Origin of the sequence: Vibrio sp. 10N.222.52.B12 (genome assembly GCF_002875385.1) — a bacterium.
Lineage (GTDB): Bacteria > Pseudomonadota > Gammaproteobacteria > Enterobacterales > Vibrionaceae > Vibrio > Vibrio jasicida.
Map to the genome: position 1 here is coordinate 14,196 of NZ_MDAW01000141.1, position 17,418 is coordinate 31,613.

Below are 17,418 nucleotides of genomic sequence, written 5' to 3' on the forward strand. Positions count from 1 at the left end.
TTTTTTGAGAAATATTTAGCCTACTTTTTGGGTATCTTCTGAGCAAAAAAGAGACAATGCAAATGCGGAGTGAAAGCACTCTGGCTCTACCCACTCAGCTCTGGGAGGCGTTATGAAAAGTAAAAAATTAGGTCATGTAATGTCATTCAGCAGAATGTTTTCCTTCATTGCCTTTCTGACAGCCACATTCGCTTGGGTATTAAGTATGTATGCCCTCTTTACGGTTTCCGTTGTGGCTCTCTTCGTCAGTGCTCTTCTCTACTTGAATGACAAATTCGGCCATCACCCAAAAGGCAATGTAAAAGAAAAGAGCGCTTAGGCGCTCTCGGAATGTTGACAAAGGTCTAGCAATCAAACTAGACCTTTGATGCAACGGGAGTGTTGAGATATAAAAGCTCCAATAATAACCTGCCACCAGTCACTAATTGACAGAAAATACGATACTCGGCTCTAGGGTTTCTCCTTCAACGCTCATTGAGTAAGTGTTTCTAGCCACTGTACTTACTTGAGACATGAAAAAGAACAAATCTAAATTCTCACCTCCGCTGTTTGTGATCTTAAATTTCCACAAGCAGAATGCGCTAATTGCTTAACTCTGGGAGCAGTTACCCGTGATAACGATAAACTTAAGACTAGTAGTACTCATTTATACAAATCATTATCATACGATGCGCCCAAAGAGCCAGCTAAACGAAAGAAGCTCAACGCTCTAGTAGTCATAGTTAGATAAAGGTTAAGCGAACTCCTTCAGGCCTCAACGACAACTCTCAGAATTAAATTCATCAGAAACCGTTGTTGAATGTTAACTAATTCGCCCCTGTTCATGCAGATGATACACTTACACACTCAGTTAATGCTGATTGTGGGCAGATACTAAATGAGCATAGGAAAAGAAGTACGGCTATCATAAACGCTCGCTTTGCGGAAACAGCCAAGTACCATGTGAAGAACATCTCACATCAAAAATAATTATAAAACCTGATGAATTCATACATGACAACTTTCAATTAAATGATACTTATAATCGTAGACAACCCACATGAACACAATCATAACTTTAATTTGTTGTAATTAAAGTTTATTGGCTGATTATATTTTATTATTCAATTTTTAGTTCCTTTATCTATTTTTACAATCATACGCTATGCCTTCATACATGATACTTATGTCGATGTACTTTTCGTAGTTCAGGTACGCGACAATTCGAGCATCGGTATTGAACATCAATCGATTTACCGCATGTATCGCATCATAAAGATCTTTACCATCAACCCCAGCTTCTTTAAAGCAATGTCGGACATAACGGTAGTCTTTGTAGATCTCGTATGCCAAGAGCTGATTATCAGCATCGTTACTCGAAAAGTCGTGTTGCAAAATGCTTGAAGAATATTGAACGTAACGCAAAAGAAAATCGTGATTAATTTCACTGATTTTGAGTGCTTTAAACACAGCTTCCACGTCGTCACGGATGTGATTATGATTCTCGTCGACCCCTAACAATGAATCGGATACGTCCTTCTTAATAGAAGGGTTTGATATCATCCTTTCTAGCTGCGAACTCATACTTGGTCCAATAACGAGTTCCGCTGAAAATACTGAGTGGTTAATGAATAGAAAAAAGGTAGAAGCGATAAAGCATCGAGAAATAGACATTTTAATTATCGTTGTATAAAAATAAAATTAAATGCTATCTATTAATGATTTAAAAATGAAATAGACATTTATTATTCCCTAATAAATATCAGTAATAAAAGAGCTTGGTAAGTACCAAGCTCTTTTACTAAACAACCCCACTTAATAGTGAGCACATAAAAATTATGATGACAACAGCAAATAGTGGATTACACATTAGTCTATCGTTAATACAACTCGACGGTTACAGCCAGATACTTTGTTTTCATTTACCTTACAAATCGGCGCAGACTCACCGAATGCCTTTTCAACAATCCTGTTTCCTAGACCCAGCCCTTGTTTCAGGTATTTTTTTGCGGCATTCGCGCGACGAGCAGACAAACCTTTGTTATAAGCTTGAGAACCGACTTCATCAGTATGCCCTTCAACAAGAACACGAGTACCCTCGTCAACCAGTTCCAAGTATTGTGAAATCGCTTGTTTGTGAGTGTTTGTTAAACGGTATTTATCAGTATCATAGTTGAGGATCAACGACATCGAGTTTTTATCAAAGGTGCAGCTGTCGGTCGCATTCAACCCTTCAACCTTAACTACTCTCTTATCTTTTACAATAGAGCGTTCTTCATTTAACGTCACTGCTAACTTACCAACAACCTGAGTGACTTTGGTTTCGGAACTTTTAAGAATTTTAGAGCTTACGTAGTTTTCGTTATGATTAATACAATTAGCGAGTGCGACATTTGAGGTAAAAATAATCGCGATTGATAATAATTTTTTCATTTTAATCTTTTAATCGTCCTGTCTCTTCGTTGATCAGATTTAATATGTATTTGTAGACATCTTTACCATTTTTTGCGTGATAAATATTTTTCTCGCCAACACAATCACCGAATCCATCATCTTTCTGTACGTTGTAGTTAACACCTATAATACCCATAGTGACTTTTGTTTTTTCACCTTCTAGCTTCGCGTGTTCACTTTGAAACTTGTTTTCTTTGCTAGATATTCTCTTCTTGAGTCGCTCACAAAGGTTGTGGTCACTCACTAATGACTTAAAGAATTTATCGTAGACTTCATAAGAATAAGTTCGCCCATAACTGTCCTTAGAAGTTCTTGTGACTACGTGGTACTTGTTTTTATATGTGCTATTTTTGTGAAGTCCTTTAGGGAATTGCACATCTGTATCTGCACCATCAGAAAGGAAAATGAATACCTGTTCCGGGTTCCGGTCTTTTTTCTTAACTTTGTCCGCCTCTTTTGCAGCAGCAATCAAACCTAACCAAGACTCAGTCCCCCCACCTTCTGCTGGAGTCACTTTGTACGAGTTCAAGATTTTGATAAACTCATCATACTTATCTGTTAACGGGATATCTTGTGATCTATTGTAATCACTCGCATAGTGTGGGGTTTTCTCGTCAAAAGTTTGATCAAACATTTTATCGACAATGCTTTGAAACGATTCTTCAGTGTGAGAAAAATCGCTAGCGTAATCGTATAGTTTCACTCTGTGTTCGTTTTTATCGTATTTGGCGTTGTAGGCATTGTAAGTCAACAAGGCAACGCGACTCTTCTTATCCGAACCAGTTTTAAAATCCTTCAAGTCTTCTACAACCTTGATGATCGTTTCTTTCACCACCTGCATCTGAGTTTTGTTGTTTTGCCCATACCACAAGTAACTCATCGATTGGCTGGTATCTAATATGAAGTAGATATCCACCGGTTGAGGGAGATATTTTCGAGTGATCGAATCACCAGAGACTTTGAATTTTGGCTCTACGCCGATTTCATCGTGTGAAATCCACGAATCATGCTCAGAGGTTGCGGCTACCGTGAAGTCTGCAAATGGAGACAGCTCATTGGCTTTCTGAACACAGCCGTCTTTGTATTCACATTTCTTGGTTGATACGTTGATCTCAATATCGCTGATATTGTCGGTAATGTATAAGTCAACAATTCTCTGCGCATAGGCTTTGTCTTCTTTATTATCTTTGCCCGGACTTGCAATCAAGGCAAGACTCGCCACTTCAGCTGCCTCTTCAATTTTCGAGTGCGCAAGTAAGCGTTGCGTATAGCCTACAGAAAACGAGAAAGTGATGATTAATATAGGGAGAAACGAAAGAAATATGATCCCAGCTACCCCTTTTTGCTTATTGAAGCGCTTCATATTAAATCCTTGCGAATGAATAAGAACTGGTCACGACTTTGATCGGCTCACCGCTCATAAGACCGATAATGTTAAACGGCGTTTTGTAGCAAAGAGACACATGATAAAGAGGAAGACGACGATTCTGCGTGGTCAAAGGCAGTAGTTTTGTCGCCTTTTCAGCAGTAATTCGTTTTAGATCCGGAAAGTTACAACCAGCTGTCATGCCTTTTGAGACCGTAGTTCTGTAGAGTTTCTTATCTTTGTCGACCAGAGATAACTCAGTGATTCGCATCCCCAGTTCATTTTCATCAAAATCTGGTAGCGTACGTTTCAGCATGCCTTTCGCCATATCAAACGAATTATTCATTTGCGTGTCACACGGCTTACTACCAGAGCTGCAAATATCAAGATCGTTTGCGAACAGTTGACGGCGCTCGCTGATGACGCTCACGATTGAGTACACAACTCTATCTAGCTGCCCTTTTTTATTAACTGCAATGGTGTAGTTGATATGCATGGCAATAATGGAACCAAAAAAAAGTAACACCAATGCAAGTTCAACAATAAAAGCCCCTGTTTGCTTCGACTTAGCTACCACAACTGATCTCCTCTCCTAGCTTGAACGTACAGCGTTCGTATTCTTGAGCTGCAACCATTTCTCGATTGATAGTCATACTCGGCAAAACGAAGTTGAACAGAGGCTGATAGGTGAAGCTCAGTTGGTATATCGCAATGGGCATGTTAACTGAGTTTGCAGCAGCGTCGCCTTTCTTGATGTTTGGGCATTCTTTCAACGCTTTTCCACTGCGATTACAATGGACAAAGTCAGTGAGGTTTTTAAAGTAATAAACCGATGCCGAAACCGTTGAGTGATCAACAACTTTTGACCATAGCGCACCACCACTCGATTCAAGCTTGGTTTTTATTACGTCTTGATAGTCGACTTTTTCAGTGCTATGAGAGCTGCCTTGTTTTTTACTGCTCATCACTGCGGCGGTTAACGCATGGTCCGTAACGCCCATTGAATACGTTAGAACCGATAAATCAAACCAGGTAAACAGCACCATTAGTAAAACAGGCAAACCCATTGCGGTCTCGACCGTCAAACTGCCTTTTTGAAACTTGATCATAACTCGACGTACCTTTTCTTCGTATAATCAACGACAAAGGCACCTTTGATGTCCATGTTTTCGAGGAATTTCTTTGCGTCATTTATGTCACTAAACTCGCCAATGCAGTAACGCTTCCATAAGCCGTGCGTGTATGAATACACACTCCCATAATTGCCTTTCAGGTAGTTTAAGTAATCCGAAGGAATTACTTTATAGGTCGCCAAAACTTGAATTCGGTAAATTGACGGCGCTTTAGGACGTAAGTTTTTTGGGTCTAGGACTGAACGCGCTACGTACTTTGGTTTCAAATCGACCGATTTCGTTTCCATTTCCATATTTTTCTTTTCCTTTACTTTAGCGACCTGCTTTGGTTGAGCTTTTTTCATTACTTTTTTAGGAAGCGGTTTAACGCTCTGCATGAGTTTTTTCAGTTTGACTCGCGCTTCTTGTTCATTGCTGTCGTGCTTTAACACTTCCAATGCCACATCAGGTCGGTTTGATCGAGTCGAAGCCAATAGTAGATTTGAACGCACTTTTTCATCGTTCGGGTTGGCAGCAAACAAGCTGTAGAGTAGTTCCATCGCTGGCTCTGGGCGACCTTGCAGCATCATCACAACCGCAATGTTGTTGTTCGCTTCTCGGTCCGACGCACCGTTTTTCTTGCTGTCGTTAAAGTTGGCAATTGCACCGTTGTAATCTTTCTTACGCGCTAAAATTTTGCCTTTTAAAAGATAATAATTCCCTTCCGGTCCATCATTTTCTAAATAGTCATCTAAATAGCGCTCACTTGCGTCATAATTACGCTTCAAATATTCCAACTTAGCCAATATATAAATAATATCTGGGTCTTCGAGATCTTTATCTCCTAGAGTATTAATATATAATTCGGCAGATTTTTGGTCTTTATTATCTAGATATAAATTGATTAACTTTATCTTATAGCTTGGTACTTCAACCAAATTCGCCTTATAAAACTCGATCAACTGTTCGGTTTGTCCAGAATTAGTCAGCAGTTTTTCTTTGGTTACTAATTCTGGATTTATACTGGAACAACCACTTAAAAACAGTAAAATAAAAAGGGAAATATAGTTTTTTACATTCATTATCCTAGCATCCTCATTATCCCTGGTGCTGCGATTAGAACAACAATAGGAACCATGATAAAAGCGATCATTGGTATGGACATTTTTGCCCCCATCTTTCCTATTTTTTCTTCCAAATTGAGCATGTTTATTTCTCGAATGTCAGAAGCGAGGGAGGCTAATACCGCCCCTACCGATGAGCCGTACTTCAAACTTTGAGTAAGAGTCATAACAAAGCTTTGCGCTTCGGTGGTTGGAACCAGATCATAGAATTCAGCAAGCGCTCGATCCAAACCCACAATTTTCGCTCGTTCTGATGTTTTTTTAACAACATAAGCCAGGTTTTCATCAACTGTTTTTAGTTCATTCGACAAATAATCCAAGCTAGCTTCAAGCGTCATACCTGTATGTACACACACGTTCATCAAGTCGAGTAAGAAAGGCAGTCGACTACTAACATGACGAATATTCGCATTCCCTTTCGATGAAATGTACATATCCGGCACAATCAAGCACACCAGCAAAGAAATCAAGAATGCAACAAACGCGGATAAAAACTCCAAGTATCCTTGCAGATAAAAATAACCAATAAATGCCAAACAAAATACCAGAGGTATGATCTTTAACAAGTAATAAGCTTGTGCGATAAAATCACTGTGAATTCCAGCTCGAACTAAGTTATTTTTGGTTTCTTCTTTATTAAATGACAACCGAGAAAGTTGTACTGTTAGCTTATCCGTAAAAGGTGTTTTTTCTTGGGTTGAATCGATGATCTTCTTTGTCGAAATATTTGCTTTTGTTTTATCAAACACTTTTAACGAGTAATAAGCGACAGATAGTGAAATGAACAAACCAAAAACTAAGAAGATTAATTTAATGTCGACCACTATTTTACTCCTCTTAATATCATGTAGATAAAGAAGAATCCGATAGCTTCACTGATCAGCACATAGTAAAAGATGGGCTTCCCACCTTCTTCGAACATCACGAAGTTATAGTTATCTGGACTTGTAAACTTCAAAATCATGATAAAGATAACTGGCAGAGCCGCGATAATTTTTGCCGAAGCTCGTGCCTCTGACGTCAGTGCGTTTTTCTTCTTCTCGATCGCCCTTGCTTCAAACATGATTCGGTTTATCCGGTTAATGACGTCTTTTAGCTGACCACCTCGACTTAGGTTGATTCGAATCGTCGCCGCAAAGAAAAAGTACTCAACATAAGGGAAAGACGAAGCACTTCGTGCCAATACATCATCAGGGTCTTCACCGATAAGGAGGCGCTCTGACATCTTTTTGAATTCTTCACCTACTTCATTATCAAGTTGAGTGCCTACGTATTCGAACGCATGGACAATACTTTGACCCGAAGAAAGCGCACCAGAAAGAATGTTCAGCGCATCAGGGAAGTTATCCTTGAATCGCTGCGCTTGTATGCCACTAAGTTTGAGAATAAACATCACAAACAATATTGGCTCCAAAGCAAGCAGCGCTTTCCAATACTCAAACATGAAGAACCAATCGTTAACTACGTAAACTGCTAATGAAGATGCCGCAAAAAAACCGAACAACTTGATTCCTGGATTGGGACTCAACAGCTTTTTTAACTGCTTAATTTTATCCTTAATCTTCTTCCGGTAGCTGATATCAAAACTTTCTGAATCGATAACCGCTCGAGAGCCAGAAACACCCTCGAACGTATTGGATTGCTCAATGATCGATGTGATTTCTTTCTGCTTCCTCGAATGACCAATAAACAGGAACAACGCAATTACAATCCACAGCGAAATGACGATCAGCATCATGAAAACAGCTCCTGTAGCGGCCCATCCAAGCCAAAGAACTTCGCCCGCTCATAAATAACAGAACGTTTAGAAAGACCTGGCGTTCGGAATTCACCCGAGATTTTGCCTTCATCACTCATTCCATTGTTCTCAAACCGGAAGATATCTTCCATAACAACGTTGTCACCTTCGAGCCCGACAATCTCACTGATAAACAAGATTTTACGGCTCCCATCATGGAGTCGACGTACTTGGACAATCAGGTCAACCGCGCTCACAATGGTGCGACGAATCGCCTCGAGCGGTAGACTGGCTGTCGCCATCATTACCATACTCTCCACACGAGCAATCGCATCACGAGGAGTGTTCGCGTGGAGCGTTGACATTGAGCCATCGTGACCGGTGTTCATTGCTTGAAGCATTTCAAACGCTTCACCACCACGACACTCACCAACGATGATTCTATCTGGGCGCATACGTAGGGCATTGATCACCAAGTCTCGTGCAGTGATTTCGCCAGTTCCCTCAACGCTTGCTTGGCGTGTTTCTAATCGAACGATGTGAGGCTGCTGTAACTGAAGCTCGGCTGCATCTTCAATGGTAACAATACGCTCACCACTACCAATGAAACCCGACAATGCATTCAAAAGGGTTGTTTTACCGGAACCCGTACCCCCAGAGATAAGGACGTTGCATTTACAATGGCTCGCAATCGAAAGCAACTTTGCCATTTCAACCGATAGCGCACCAAACTGAACCAAGTTTTCCAGCTTGATTTTTTGTTCTTTGAACTTACGAATCGAAATGGATGTTCCATCAATTGCAAGAGGCGGTATAACGATGTTTACACGGCTGCCATCTTCCAAACGAGCATCACAAAGCGGTTTTGATTCATCAATTCGACGCCCCACATTTGATGCAATACGCTTAGCAATGGTGTTGAGCTGTTTCTCGTTAACGAACTGAATTGGTGATTTTTCTAACTTGCCGTTCAATTCGATAAAGATGTCCGAAGGACCATTGATCATGATGTCCGAGATTTCATCGTTATCAACCAAAGCTTGAAGGGGACCAAGACCTTTCAACTCATCAAGCAGTGCTTTAACCAGCTCTAAACGCTTTAAGCTACTGATTTGAAGTTGCTTCTTCTCGATAAGAATATTAACGGAGTCTTTTAATTGGCTCTCAAGCTCTAACGGTTCAACGTCAACTAAGGAAGCAGCATCTAAGGCGTCAAAAATTTCGTCCCGGATCTCGATATAAACTTCTTTCAAGTGATTCATTTCTTAAACCACGCGAATTTTTTCTGTGCTTTGACTTTTTTACCTGTCAACGAATTCACAATATTAGCGATGGCAGCTGCAAACTTAAGCTTTGCCGTATTTTGAATGCCTTGTTGAATAATGAGCTTCTCTAGATTGGCTTCATAAGCAAAATCAATCGCGTCTTTAGCTTTGATTTTCTCTTTCGCCCCTTGAAGCGGCATCATGTAGTCTTTCTGAGACCGTGTCATAGAGAAAATTACTCGATGCTCAGACTTACCAAGCTTCTTTTTAATAGAGTGATACGCTCTTAGTGACGCCACGGACGGTTCACAAACAATAAAAATACGGTTGTATCTGTCACTGACGTCTTCTCCCGTCAGTTCATCAATCGCACTGAGCGGCATTGAGTCAATGATGAAGTTGTATTGATCAACCAATTCATTAGAAATGCGAAACAACGAATCCACATGATCGCTTAAGCAAGCAACGTTTTTTTCCAACGTAAGGAAATCGAGCTTATCTTTGACGGGTTTTACGTAGCTTCCTGCAATCGCGGCATCAAGTTCAGACTGGTTCAAATCAATGCTGTTCTGCTGCGCTTTTAACCCTTTCAAACCCAAAAAAATGTCTGAGTTGAGTGCGATAGTGTCATGTTCAACGAGCAAGGTTTTTAGATTCGCTTGCTGACTCAAACTGTGTGAAAGAAAGGCACTGATCGTCGACACGCCCACCCCGCCCTTACTACCCAACATCAAAACTCTTTTGGCGATGCGCGATTTCTTCTTAACCGCGGGAGTATAACTGTCAGCACTCGACTCTTTGAGCGCCCCTAACAAGCCATCCAACTCAGGATCCCAAAGAATGTAGTTAGCGCCCAATGACAAGACTTTATCTCGCATCAGTATGGAGTCCATATTGCTCAATACAATCAGAGAGATACTTACATCTAATCTTGAAGAGATTTCAGCAACTTCTGAAATCAACTCACTACATGCTCTCAAATCAAGAATGACATGTTTTATTTCAGCGTTAGTTTTGTGCCAACTCTCATCATCTATATCATCGACTTTTAAAGGTGAGGCAAAGCCTTCAATTGCATAGAGCTCATCGATTGCTTGAAGAAAAGCCAAGTCATCTGAAACAACCAAATCAATCGTACTGTTCTTTTTGTCTTTACTCGATGAAGTCGTTTTGAATAGGTTATCTAAATCCATCTTTTACTCCGCCACAGGATTTGTCATACTCAAACGTCTGTTGTATTCCAAGCTACACCCAAACGGATGATTTTTAAGGGTATTGATTGAAACAGCGTCACAGGTTTGCTCTTGCATCTTGTGGTACTTCGCCACGATTTTTACGCCTTTACTTTCGCTGTTTGCGTTGAGGCTGTAACGTAACTTGTTCACGCCTTTAGCTTTGATTTCTTTCACAAAACCATCAACAAACTGACTTTCTTTAGCGTCATAATTAATTGCAAATGTCGACTTTGGATACTGAAGATTGATTTGGTTAACGAAGTTAACCGACTTATCCATCGCGACTTCTTTGTTAGTGACTCGAAACTCGAAGGTTTCCACAATGGTGTCTACAGTAGTTCTGTTTGGTGTTACCGATACTGAGCAACCCGATAGTAAAACTGAAACCACCAACAATAAGTTTGCCTTCATTAATTAAAGCCTCCCGCCTTTATGGTATTTTCCAGCTCTTCGTCATCAACATCAGAAAGATCAAGCTTCAACAAACGTTCTAGATCGCTTGTACGTTCGAACTTTGGCAGTTTAATATCGGTTTCTTTAACAGGATCGACGAGGTTAACTGTCGCTACGATAATCAGCTCAGTTTTTCTTCTTTCGGTATTGGTTTTACTAAACAGCGCACCCAAAATTGGGATATCACCCAGATAAGGGATTTTGGCTAATGATTCCTGCTCTTCTGATGTCAAAAGACCCGCTAGAACAAAGCTTTGACCATCTTTCAATTGTACGGTTGTTTGGGCTTTTCGAGTCCTCAAAGAAGGCACACTGATAAGACCTGAGTTCACACCATTCGCTTTATCGATGGAGCTCACCTCTGGTACCAACGATAAGCGAATATTTTCAGAGTCTGTTACTTTGGCAACCATCGACAGCTTTACACCGTATTCCTTGTAGGTAACAGAGACACCGTCGTTATCACGAACCGTAATAGGAATTTCGCCACCGACAAGAAAGCTTGCCGACTCTCCAGAGATCACGGATAGATTTGGCTCAGCAAGCACCTGTCCGATGCTGTCATTGCCACTTGCTGAAATAACCGCAACGATATCTTGTGCAGAAAAGTCTAAAATCTTATTGACGAACTTACCGGCATCACCAATAGATTTACCGTTTTGTTCAGCATATGAGACTCCCAGCTCAGTGAGGAATGAACTTGAGACCTCAGCAACCGTCAATTTCACATTGATTTGATCTGTGGTGAGAACTTTCAAGTTATTGATGATATCTTCAAACACATAGGTCGCGGTGTAGTCGAGAGCATCGCCAGATTCTCCGCTTGCATTAGTGAGCTCAAAAGTATTCCTTTGTTTGCTCTTTTTCAGCATTTCACCAACGTGGCGATACACCTTGTTTTTAATTTCTTCACTGCTCACAACTCCATCAATGACAATCTGCTCACCAATATTAGTCAACTTAATGTCTTCATCCGGATATCTTGCGATAAGTGTTTGCTTTAAAAGCCTTAAGCTTTTATTTACTACCACTTCTGCGTTGTAGATTTCATTTCCGGCTCGGTCGTAAGCAATAATGGAAGTGGCACCACGACCGATACCATAAATTACTAATTTTCCGTTTGCGATAACCTTGTAATCCGCAATTTGTGTATCTGCGACAAACACAGTGTCAATATTGCGTTTTACGTTAATTGTCTTTGCGGCACCCTTATCAAGACTTAATAGTTCACCCGCCGATACTGAGAGCGGAAGAAGAAGAACTAATCCAAGCGTGACGGTTAATATATTTTTATTGAACACCCTTAATTCCCTCTCAGCTGTCGAACGCCAAATCGATGTTCAATCAAATCACTGCTTTTTACAGATAAGTATTTATGAACCATCTTTGCTGGAACCAAAGTAATTGCCCCAATCTTCTGCGCCATTTCTAGCTTAAGTACCTGCTTAACGGTCAGCGCGATAATCAAGCCGTACTCTTCATTTGATGAGTCATCATCCTCAGAAACATTCATGGCTTGCAAAACCAAAGCACCATCAATAATAACGTTGCTCGTTAAGTTGTTGATATCGGAGTAACCACTTTCTAATAAGTTGGATTGTGATGAAGTTGTGGCAACAAAACTGACGCGATCACCAGGTTGAATTGGTAGCGCTTCTACAATGCTACTGCCTTGCGACAAGTAGTAATAAGGCACTTGGTCTTTTTTAAGTGAAAGATACATGTAATCTTTTTCACCAGGATTAGAAACCAAGTTTGTTGTTAATTGCATACCTTCGTTGACATCTTTTGCCCATAGCGCGCCTGAATCAATCTTGATACTGGCGTAAGGAACGTATGAATGCTGTTTTGCTTCCGACTCGGGAAACTCACGAATATCTATTGCATTGGCGTTAACCGGATCGGCTTTGTGTACCGCTCGATTAACGAATGCGACCTCTACTAACACTTCATTTTCAACCACTGCCACTGGTTCAGGTTGATCAAAGAAATCACTGACGTAAAAAAAAGCCAAAAACATAGTGATGGCAACAAATACAAAAACTAATGCTCTACTCATAGAATAAAAACCCTTGAAGAGAGGGTTCCCCCTCTCTAAATTTATAATTGGTTAACTTATCCTTAGCCGTTTTCTTTTTCGCCCTCAGGAGCCTTCTTACCACTTTCGTTAGCACTATCCATTGATGCAGAGATTTTAGTCATTGCTCCAGTTAACGTGTTTTGCAAAGAACCTTGTTTGAATACGAGCAGAATAATTGATGACATTGCAACAGCGATAATTGCGTATTCAACAGCGGTTACACCTCGTTTATCCAATTTAAATTTTTGACGGATTTTACGAAGTTTAGAATTGATATTTAAAAGCATGTTTACCTCTATTTCCTTGAATTAATCACTCATTTAGTGAACATGAAAAATCTACCTCAATAGAAGCAATCACACCAATTAAGCTTTTTTATTCATTTATAAAAAGTTGTTATATAGGCATATAATCCGTTACATAACAATTTGTTATTAAGAACTAATTGAATTCCCACGGCTCTCAATTAAAATAGAAAAATGAATTATATAAAACTAATCTTCTGGCTAATCTGCCTTATCAGCGTGATGTGGATTTTTTATGGCGACATTCGCTATAGAATGGTGAAACATCGATTTATTTTTATTATCAGCATCACATCACTGCTTAGCTTGTATTACTCTCCAAGCCCTTTTAGTCAAATCTTGGTGAGTACATGCGTTTTTACTACGTTTTTTTTGCTTTGGATGATGAATGTCGTTGGAGGTGGAGATGTAAAATTAATCGGTGCACTATTTTTGGGTGTACATAGTGAATATATGTTATTAGCAATAATTGCTATCGGATTATTAGGTGGAATTCAAATTCTTTTGATGTGGATGATGGGTATAGTTCGTCAAAGTTCTCTTTTTAAAAATGGAGTTCCTTACACAATACCGATCGGTATAAGTGGACTTTTTTTCTTTTACCTATCCCTTACCTCTTAAGAATCAAAAGCGCCATGTCTATTTATAATAGACGTAGCGCTCTAATTCACAAATTGTGCGCTAGTAGCAGATTAAGGAAAAACGATATAACTTCTAATTCTTTGGTTACGAACGTGATTTAGCGACAACCGCAGTGCCAACAGCTGTAACCATTAACATGGATTTTCCACCACCAGAAATTTCATCAACATCAATAGAAACCCCAAGAATAGCATTACATGATTTGTCAATTGCTTGGGTTTTCAATCCCTCTAACGCCTCGAGCTTTATCTCTTCGATTTTATTAGTGTAAGATTGCGATTTCCCACCAATTACATCTCGGAACCCAGCAAACACATCCCTAAAAATGTTCGTACCACTTACAACCGATGAGGTTACAATTCCCTTGTTCTCAGCTATATAAAAACCATCAATAATTGAGTTAGTTGTAGACATTAAAATTTTTTCTAAGTTCATAGAAGCCTTCCTTTTTAGTTAAGTTAATCAGGTATTGTCGGTTGTTGAATTTCGAGATTTAATTGAGTAACTTCACCACATTAACGTGGCATTCAGTGGCCCATTTAGTTTGATCTAAATACTTTGTAGTATCAGCTGTAGTGACCTAGTAATACTGTATAAATCACTTAAACTATCTCGTTAAGTTTATATACTTTGAATGTCTGCTTCACTTACATTGGCGCTGAACGTCTTGTAAAGGAGAGAGTAGTTCGACCGTGACACTAAACCGATCTACTCCTCGAATTGAAAGGTTGAATTTGAGAAGTTAGTCTTTAACAACTTAATTAAAAATCGAACTCTTTTGGATCAGAACCATATTGATTTCTACCTGTATCACCTTTAGATGCACAGAAATACAAAAGAACTAGCACTCCAATTAGGGGAATAAATGCAATAAGTGACCACCAACCAGTTCGACCCGTATCGTGAAGTCTACGAACACCAACGGAAACTCCTGGAATGAAGACTGCTAAAGCATAAATACTGCTTAATAATCCATAGCCAGTTTCAGGTTCATAGTTTCCCGTCGTGGTGTCAATAAAACAAAGTACTAAACTAATTAAAATGTTAAACAAGAAAAAATACCAGTATTCTTTTCTACGAGCTCGACCACCAAAATTAATATAATTTTTAATTGCTGTTAAATACCAGTTCAAAACTATCTCCATTATTGTTGATTCTACGTATTAGATGCCTAACAACTTGCTAGTAACAAATTTTCAGTTTTTCGACTCACTACACCTTTCGCTGTTAGTCGAAAGGTTTCAGTAATCAAACTCCTTAAACGTTCTTGGTCAATTTTCTTAGCTGCTGCATCATTGCACCAAACATACATTTCAATGTATTTTGGCAACAAATATTGGCTACATTTGTAATCTCCTAAGGTCCAACTTGGGCAAACGACAAACGTATTTGCTGCTTGTAATTCATTGATCATCAATCTTGATGATGATGTTGTAAGCCAATGCTTTACTTTAGAAATATCTACTCCAAAAGAATCCAGTAGAACTTCTGCGTCTCGCCTAGATAGAGAGTTACAAAAGACAATGCGTTCCGGATAACATTCTTCCGGTTCAACAGCGCAGTCACAAGCTAGCATGTATTGCTCTCTATTGAGGGGAAATACTCGACCATCCACCGATGTGGTATCACCAATAGCAAAAACTAAATCGTGGTTTTCTTTATCAACACAGTTAATATTGCTATAACTTGTCACAGCCAACTCGACGTCATTATACACTCTAAAAGAACTGATCACTTTTGCGACTAACTCAGGAGCAAATGAATCAGAGATTGCAATAGAATATCGATCAAACATATCAACCTGAGCCAACTCATCAAATAACTGATCATATAAAGACATCGTTTGGTCTGTATAATCAAGCAATATTTGCCCATGTTTAGTCAAATTAAATCCATCCTTTCGATCAAAAACTTCTGCGCCTATAGTACATTCAAGTTTTTTAATATGCTGTGATACAGCTGGTTGGGTTAAATATAAACTCTCTGCCGCTGCAGTAAAACTTCTGTGTCTTGCAACATGTGAAAAAGTTCTTAAGTACTTTACATCAATGGTTCGTTTACTAGCTTTCATTTAATTAACACCAAGACCCAATAATTTTCCGATCGTTATAGTTTTTATACATCCATAAAGTTACAAACAAAGAAAATTAATAATTAACTGCCCGTTATAACTTTGCGTCTTATTTTACGTCTAAGTATTCAACAGTTGTATAAGCAATAAGTTGTATACGCGGCATATTTAAAACACCAACAACAATACAAATAACGCACTAAGCTACTGTTTTTAATATTATTTCACACAGCGAAATAATTAATCAAAAAAATATAACTTTATCATATTGTGTCTTAATCACCCCCCTTATTAGGTCGAACCCCCCCCTTTAATTTCGACTATTTACCTAGTAATCTGTATATAGTTTTAACTTATAACAAACAATATACATTAAGCAAACGACAATATTATTAATAGAAATTAAGTAAACTATAAGCATATGTATATATTAGTATAAGCAGTCGTTATTAAAGGGAGGTGTAAATGGAATGAATTATATTCAAACAAAAATAGCAAACGTTTGCTATTTTTGTTATAAACATACTATTGGTTATAAATACCTATAGAAAATCAATCCATAAAATAACATAATTTAAAGAATGGTTATTTGATATTGGCCCATTTTTATCAAGCTTTAATTTGATTTCTTTTACGATATTCAAGCGGAGAGCAGTCATTTTCTCTTTTGAAAATCTGCCTGAAAAATCGTGTATCTACGTAGCCAGAGCGACTCGCAACGTCATCAATAGATAACTTCGTCGTTCGCAATAGTTCTTTAGCGAAAGATAAACGTCCCAACTGAATAAACTTTAGTGGACTAATTGAAGTTGCTTCTTTAAAACGGCGCTTTAACTGCCTTTCTGATAGGCATGCTTCACTTGCTAAATCATTAATGGTGACAATGTCTGAATCAATAGTAAGAATCCATTTTTGAATTTTGAGAATCAGCTCATCTCTATGTTGCATGTAACGAAACACATCACAATATGAATGAGAATTTGTAGAGCTCTCTATTGTGTTCAAAAACTGGTTACCAAGCTGTCTTGTATGCTTACCAAAGTGCTCTTCTACAATTTCAAGCATGACATTTGAATGAGAGTATGGTCCAGACGATAAGTAGATGTTCCCGTCAACGAGCGCTTTTTGTTCATCTATAAGCGTTATCTCTGGGAATAATTCTTCAAAAAGGTGGGCGAAATACGAATGCATTACCGCTTTTTTTTGTTGTAACAGCCCTGCTTTTGCAACAACAAAAATACCGGTGTCAATGGCAATTACTTTGGTCCCTTTTTTATGTAAATCTTTGATCCAAAGAAACAATTCAGGATCAAACTTATCAAGTGATTCTAAAGGATCTCCTATCGAGCCAATAATTAATATGTTTGCAAAATCAAATGATTGCCATTGTGACGTCGGCTGAACACTTAACCCTGCTCGCCCTACTAGTGGCTGATTGTTTGGTGTAACAACATGACTCATGAAACTTGGATGTTCCGCGAACTCTGCTGCCGTTTCTAAGATCTCTAGTGAGCTTATAATTGATGCAAAATACCTCCCTGTGGTAGCGAGAGCGACAACACGGAGGTTTTTTTTATTCGTTTCCTTCAATTTG

The 17,418-nt window shown here is 39.0% G+C and carries 20 protein-coding genes; 2 read left to right on the forward strand and 18 right to left on the reverse strand.

Translation table 11 applies throughout. The annotated features are described in order from the left end of the window. Window positions 1–112 precede the first annotated feature (112 nt). Window positions 113–319 carry a hypothetical protein gene (locus tag BCT11_RS20120; RefSeq protein ID WP_038867526.1) on the forward strand — a complete coding sequence of 69 codons (207 nt, stop codon included), beginning with the start codon at window positions 113–115 and terminating at the stop codon, window positions 317–319. 800 nt (window positions 320–1,119) lie between these two features. Here BCT11_RS20120 and BCT11_RS20125 read toward each other — a convergent pair. From BCT11_RS20125 to BCT11_RS20190, 14 genes are all read right to left on the reverse strand, one after another. Further along, window positions 1,120–1,653: a chromosome segregation ATPase gene (locus tag BCT11_RS20125; RefSeq protein WP_241909039.1), complete on the reverse strand. Its 534-nt coding sequence runs from the start codon at window positions 1,651–1,653 to the stop codon at window positions 1,120–1,122. Window positions 1,654–1,848: 195 nt separating this feature from the next. Beyond that, window positions 1,849–2,412: an OmpA family protein gene (locus tag BCT11_RS20130; protein ID WP_102389101.1), complete on the reverse strand. Its 564-nt coding sequence runs from the start codon at window positions 2,410–2,412 to the stop codon at window positions 1,849–1,851. 1 nt (window position 2,413) lies between these two features. Then, on the reverse strand, window positions 2,414–3,796 hold the full coding sequence (locus BCT11_RS20135) for a VWA domain-containing protein (protein WP_102389102.1): 1,383 nt from the start codon (window positions 3,794–3,796) through the stop codon (window positions 2,414–2,416). A gap of 1 nt (window position 3,797) precedes the next feature. Continuing rightward, entirely contained in the window at window positions 3,798–4,376 is a 579-nt protein-coding gene (gene tadF, locus BCT11_RS20140) for a tight adherence pilus pseudopilin TadF (RefSeq protein WP_102389103.1), read from the reverse strand. Then, window positions 4,366–4,908, reverse strand: coding sequence for a TadE family protein (locus tag BCT11_RS20145; RefSeq protein WP_102389104.1), 543 nt, complete (start codon window positions 4,906–4,908; stop codon window positions 4,366–4,368). The genes tadF and BCT11_RS20145 overlap by 11 nt, the downstream gene beginning before the upstream one ends. Continuing rightward, a complete protein-coding gene (locus tag BCT11_RS20150; RefSeq protein ID WP_102389105.1) occupies window positions 4,905–5,993 on the reverse strand; it encodes a pilus assembly protein TadD in 1,089 nt (362 codons plus the stop codon). The genes BCT11_RS20145 and BCT11_RS20150 overlap by 4 nt, the downstream gene beginning before the upstream one ends. Further along, window positions 5,993–6,859, reverse strand: coding sequence for a type II secretion system F family protein (locus tag BCT11_RS20155; RefSeq protein ID WP_102389106.1), 867 nt, complete (start codon window positions 6,857–6,859; stop codon window positions 5,993–5,995). Before BCT11_RS20155 ends, BCT11_RS20150 begins: the two co-directional genes overlap by 1 nt. Continuing rightward, on the reverse strand, window positions 6,859–7,773 hold the full coding sequence (locus tag BCT11_RS20160) for a type II secretion system F family protein (protein WP_181136631.1): 915 nt from the start codon (window positions 7,771–7,773) through the stop codon (window positions 6,859–6,861). The genes BCT11_RS20155 and BCT11_RS20160 overlap by 1 nt, the downstream gene beginning before the upstream one ends. Next, window positions 7,770–9,035 carry a CpaF family protein gene (locus BCT11_RS20165; RefSeq protein ID WP_102389107.1) on the reverse strand — a complete coding sequence of 422 codons (1,266 nt, stop codon included), beginning with the start codon at window positions 9,033–9,035 and terminating at the stop codon, window positions 7,770–7,772. The genes BCT11_RS20160 and BCT11_RS20165 overlap by 4 nt, the downstream gene beginning before the upstream one ends. After that, window positions 9,032–10,231: an AAA family ATPase gene (locus BCT11_RS20170; protein WP_102389108.1), complete on the reverse strand. Its 1,200-nt coding sequence runs from the start codon at window positions 10,229–10,231 to the stop codon at window positions 9,032–9,034. The genes BCT11_RS20165 and BCT11_RS20170 overlap by 4 nt, the downstream gene beginning before the upstream one ends. A 3-nt stretch (window positions 10,232–10,234) precedes the next feature. Then, window positions 10,235–10,684, reverse strand: coding sequence for a hypothetical protein (locus BCT11_RS20175; protein ID WP_050924365.1), 450 nt, complete (start codon window positions 10,682–10,684; stop codon window positions 10,235–10,237). Next, a complete protein-coding gene (locus tag BCT11_RS20180) occupies window positions 10,684–12,027 on the reverse strand; it encodes a pilus assembly protein N-terminal domain-containing protein (RefSeq protein ID WP_102389109.1) in 1,344 nt (447 codons plus the stop codon). The genes BCT11_RS20175 and BCT11_RS20180 overlap by 1 nt, the downstream gene beginning before the upstream one ends. A gap of 2 nt (window positions 12,028–12,029) precedes the next feature. Then, the gene (locus BCT11_RS20185) at window positions 12,030–12,785 is read right to left on the reverse strand and encodes a pilus assembly protein CpaB (protein WP_102389110.1); all 756 of its coding nucleotides are present in this window, start codon (window positions 12,783–12,785) and stop codon (window positions 12,030–12,032) included. A 62-nt stretch (window positions 12,786–12,847) separates the two neighbouring features. Further along, window positions 12,848–13,093 carry a Flp family type IVb pilin gene (locus tag BCT11_RS20190; RefSeq protein WP_069687149.1) on the reverse strand — a complete coding sequence of 82 codons (246 nt, stop codon included), beginning with the start codon at window positions 13,091–13,093 and terminating at the stop codon, window positions 12,848–12,850. A 192-nt stretch (window positions 13,094–13,285) separates the two neighbouring features. Between BCT11_RS20190 and BCT11_RS20195 the strand changes: the two genes are divergently transcribed. Then, window positions 13,286–13,732 (forward strand): A24 family peptidase, encoded by a 447-nt coding sequence (locus BCT11_RS20195; protein ID WP_102389111.1) that lies wholly within the window; start codon window positions 13,286–13,288, stop codon window positions 13,730–13,732. Between the two features lie 105 nt (window positions 13,733–13,837). On the opposite strand, the gene BCT11_RS20200 is transcribed toward BCT11_RS20195, so the two are convergent. The 4 genes from BCT11_RS20200 to BCT11_RS20215 all read right to left on the reverse strand — a co-directional run bounded on the left by BCT11_RS20200 (window position 13,838) and on the right by BCT11_RS20215 (window position 17,414). After that, entirely contained in the window at window positions 13,838–14,188 is a 351-nt protein-coding gene (locus tag BCT11_RS20200; RefSeq protein WP_198593977.1) for a YbjQ family protein, read from the reverse strand. A 326-nt stretch (window positions 14,189–14,514) separates the two neighbouring features. After that, complete coding sequence (locus BCT11_RS20205; RefSeq protein ID WP_102389128.1) at window positions 14,515–14,886, reverse strand: DUF805 domain-containing protein; 372 nt, start codon at window positions 14,884–14,886, stop codon at window positions 14,515–14,517. A 38-nt stretch (window positions 14,887–14,924) separates the two neighbouring features. Continuing rightward, window positions 14,925–15,824 (reverse strand): LysR family transcriptional regulator, encoded by a 900-nt coding sequence (locus BCT11_RS20210; protein ID WP_102389112.1) that lies wholly within the window; start codon window positions 15,822–15,824, stop codon window positions 14,925–14,927. A 609-nt stretch (window positions 15,825–16,433) separates the two neighbouring features. After that, window positions 16,434–17,414 carry a helix-turn-helix domain-containing protein gene (locus tag BCT11_RS20215; RefSeq protein WP_102389113.1) on the reverse strand — a complete coding sequence of 327 codons (981 nt, stop codon included), beginning with the start codon at window positions 17,412–17,414 and terminating at the stop codon, window positions 16,434–16,436. Window positions 17,415–17,418: the final 4 nt, after the last annotated feature.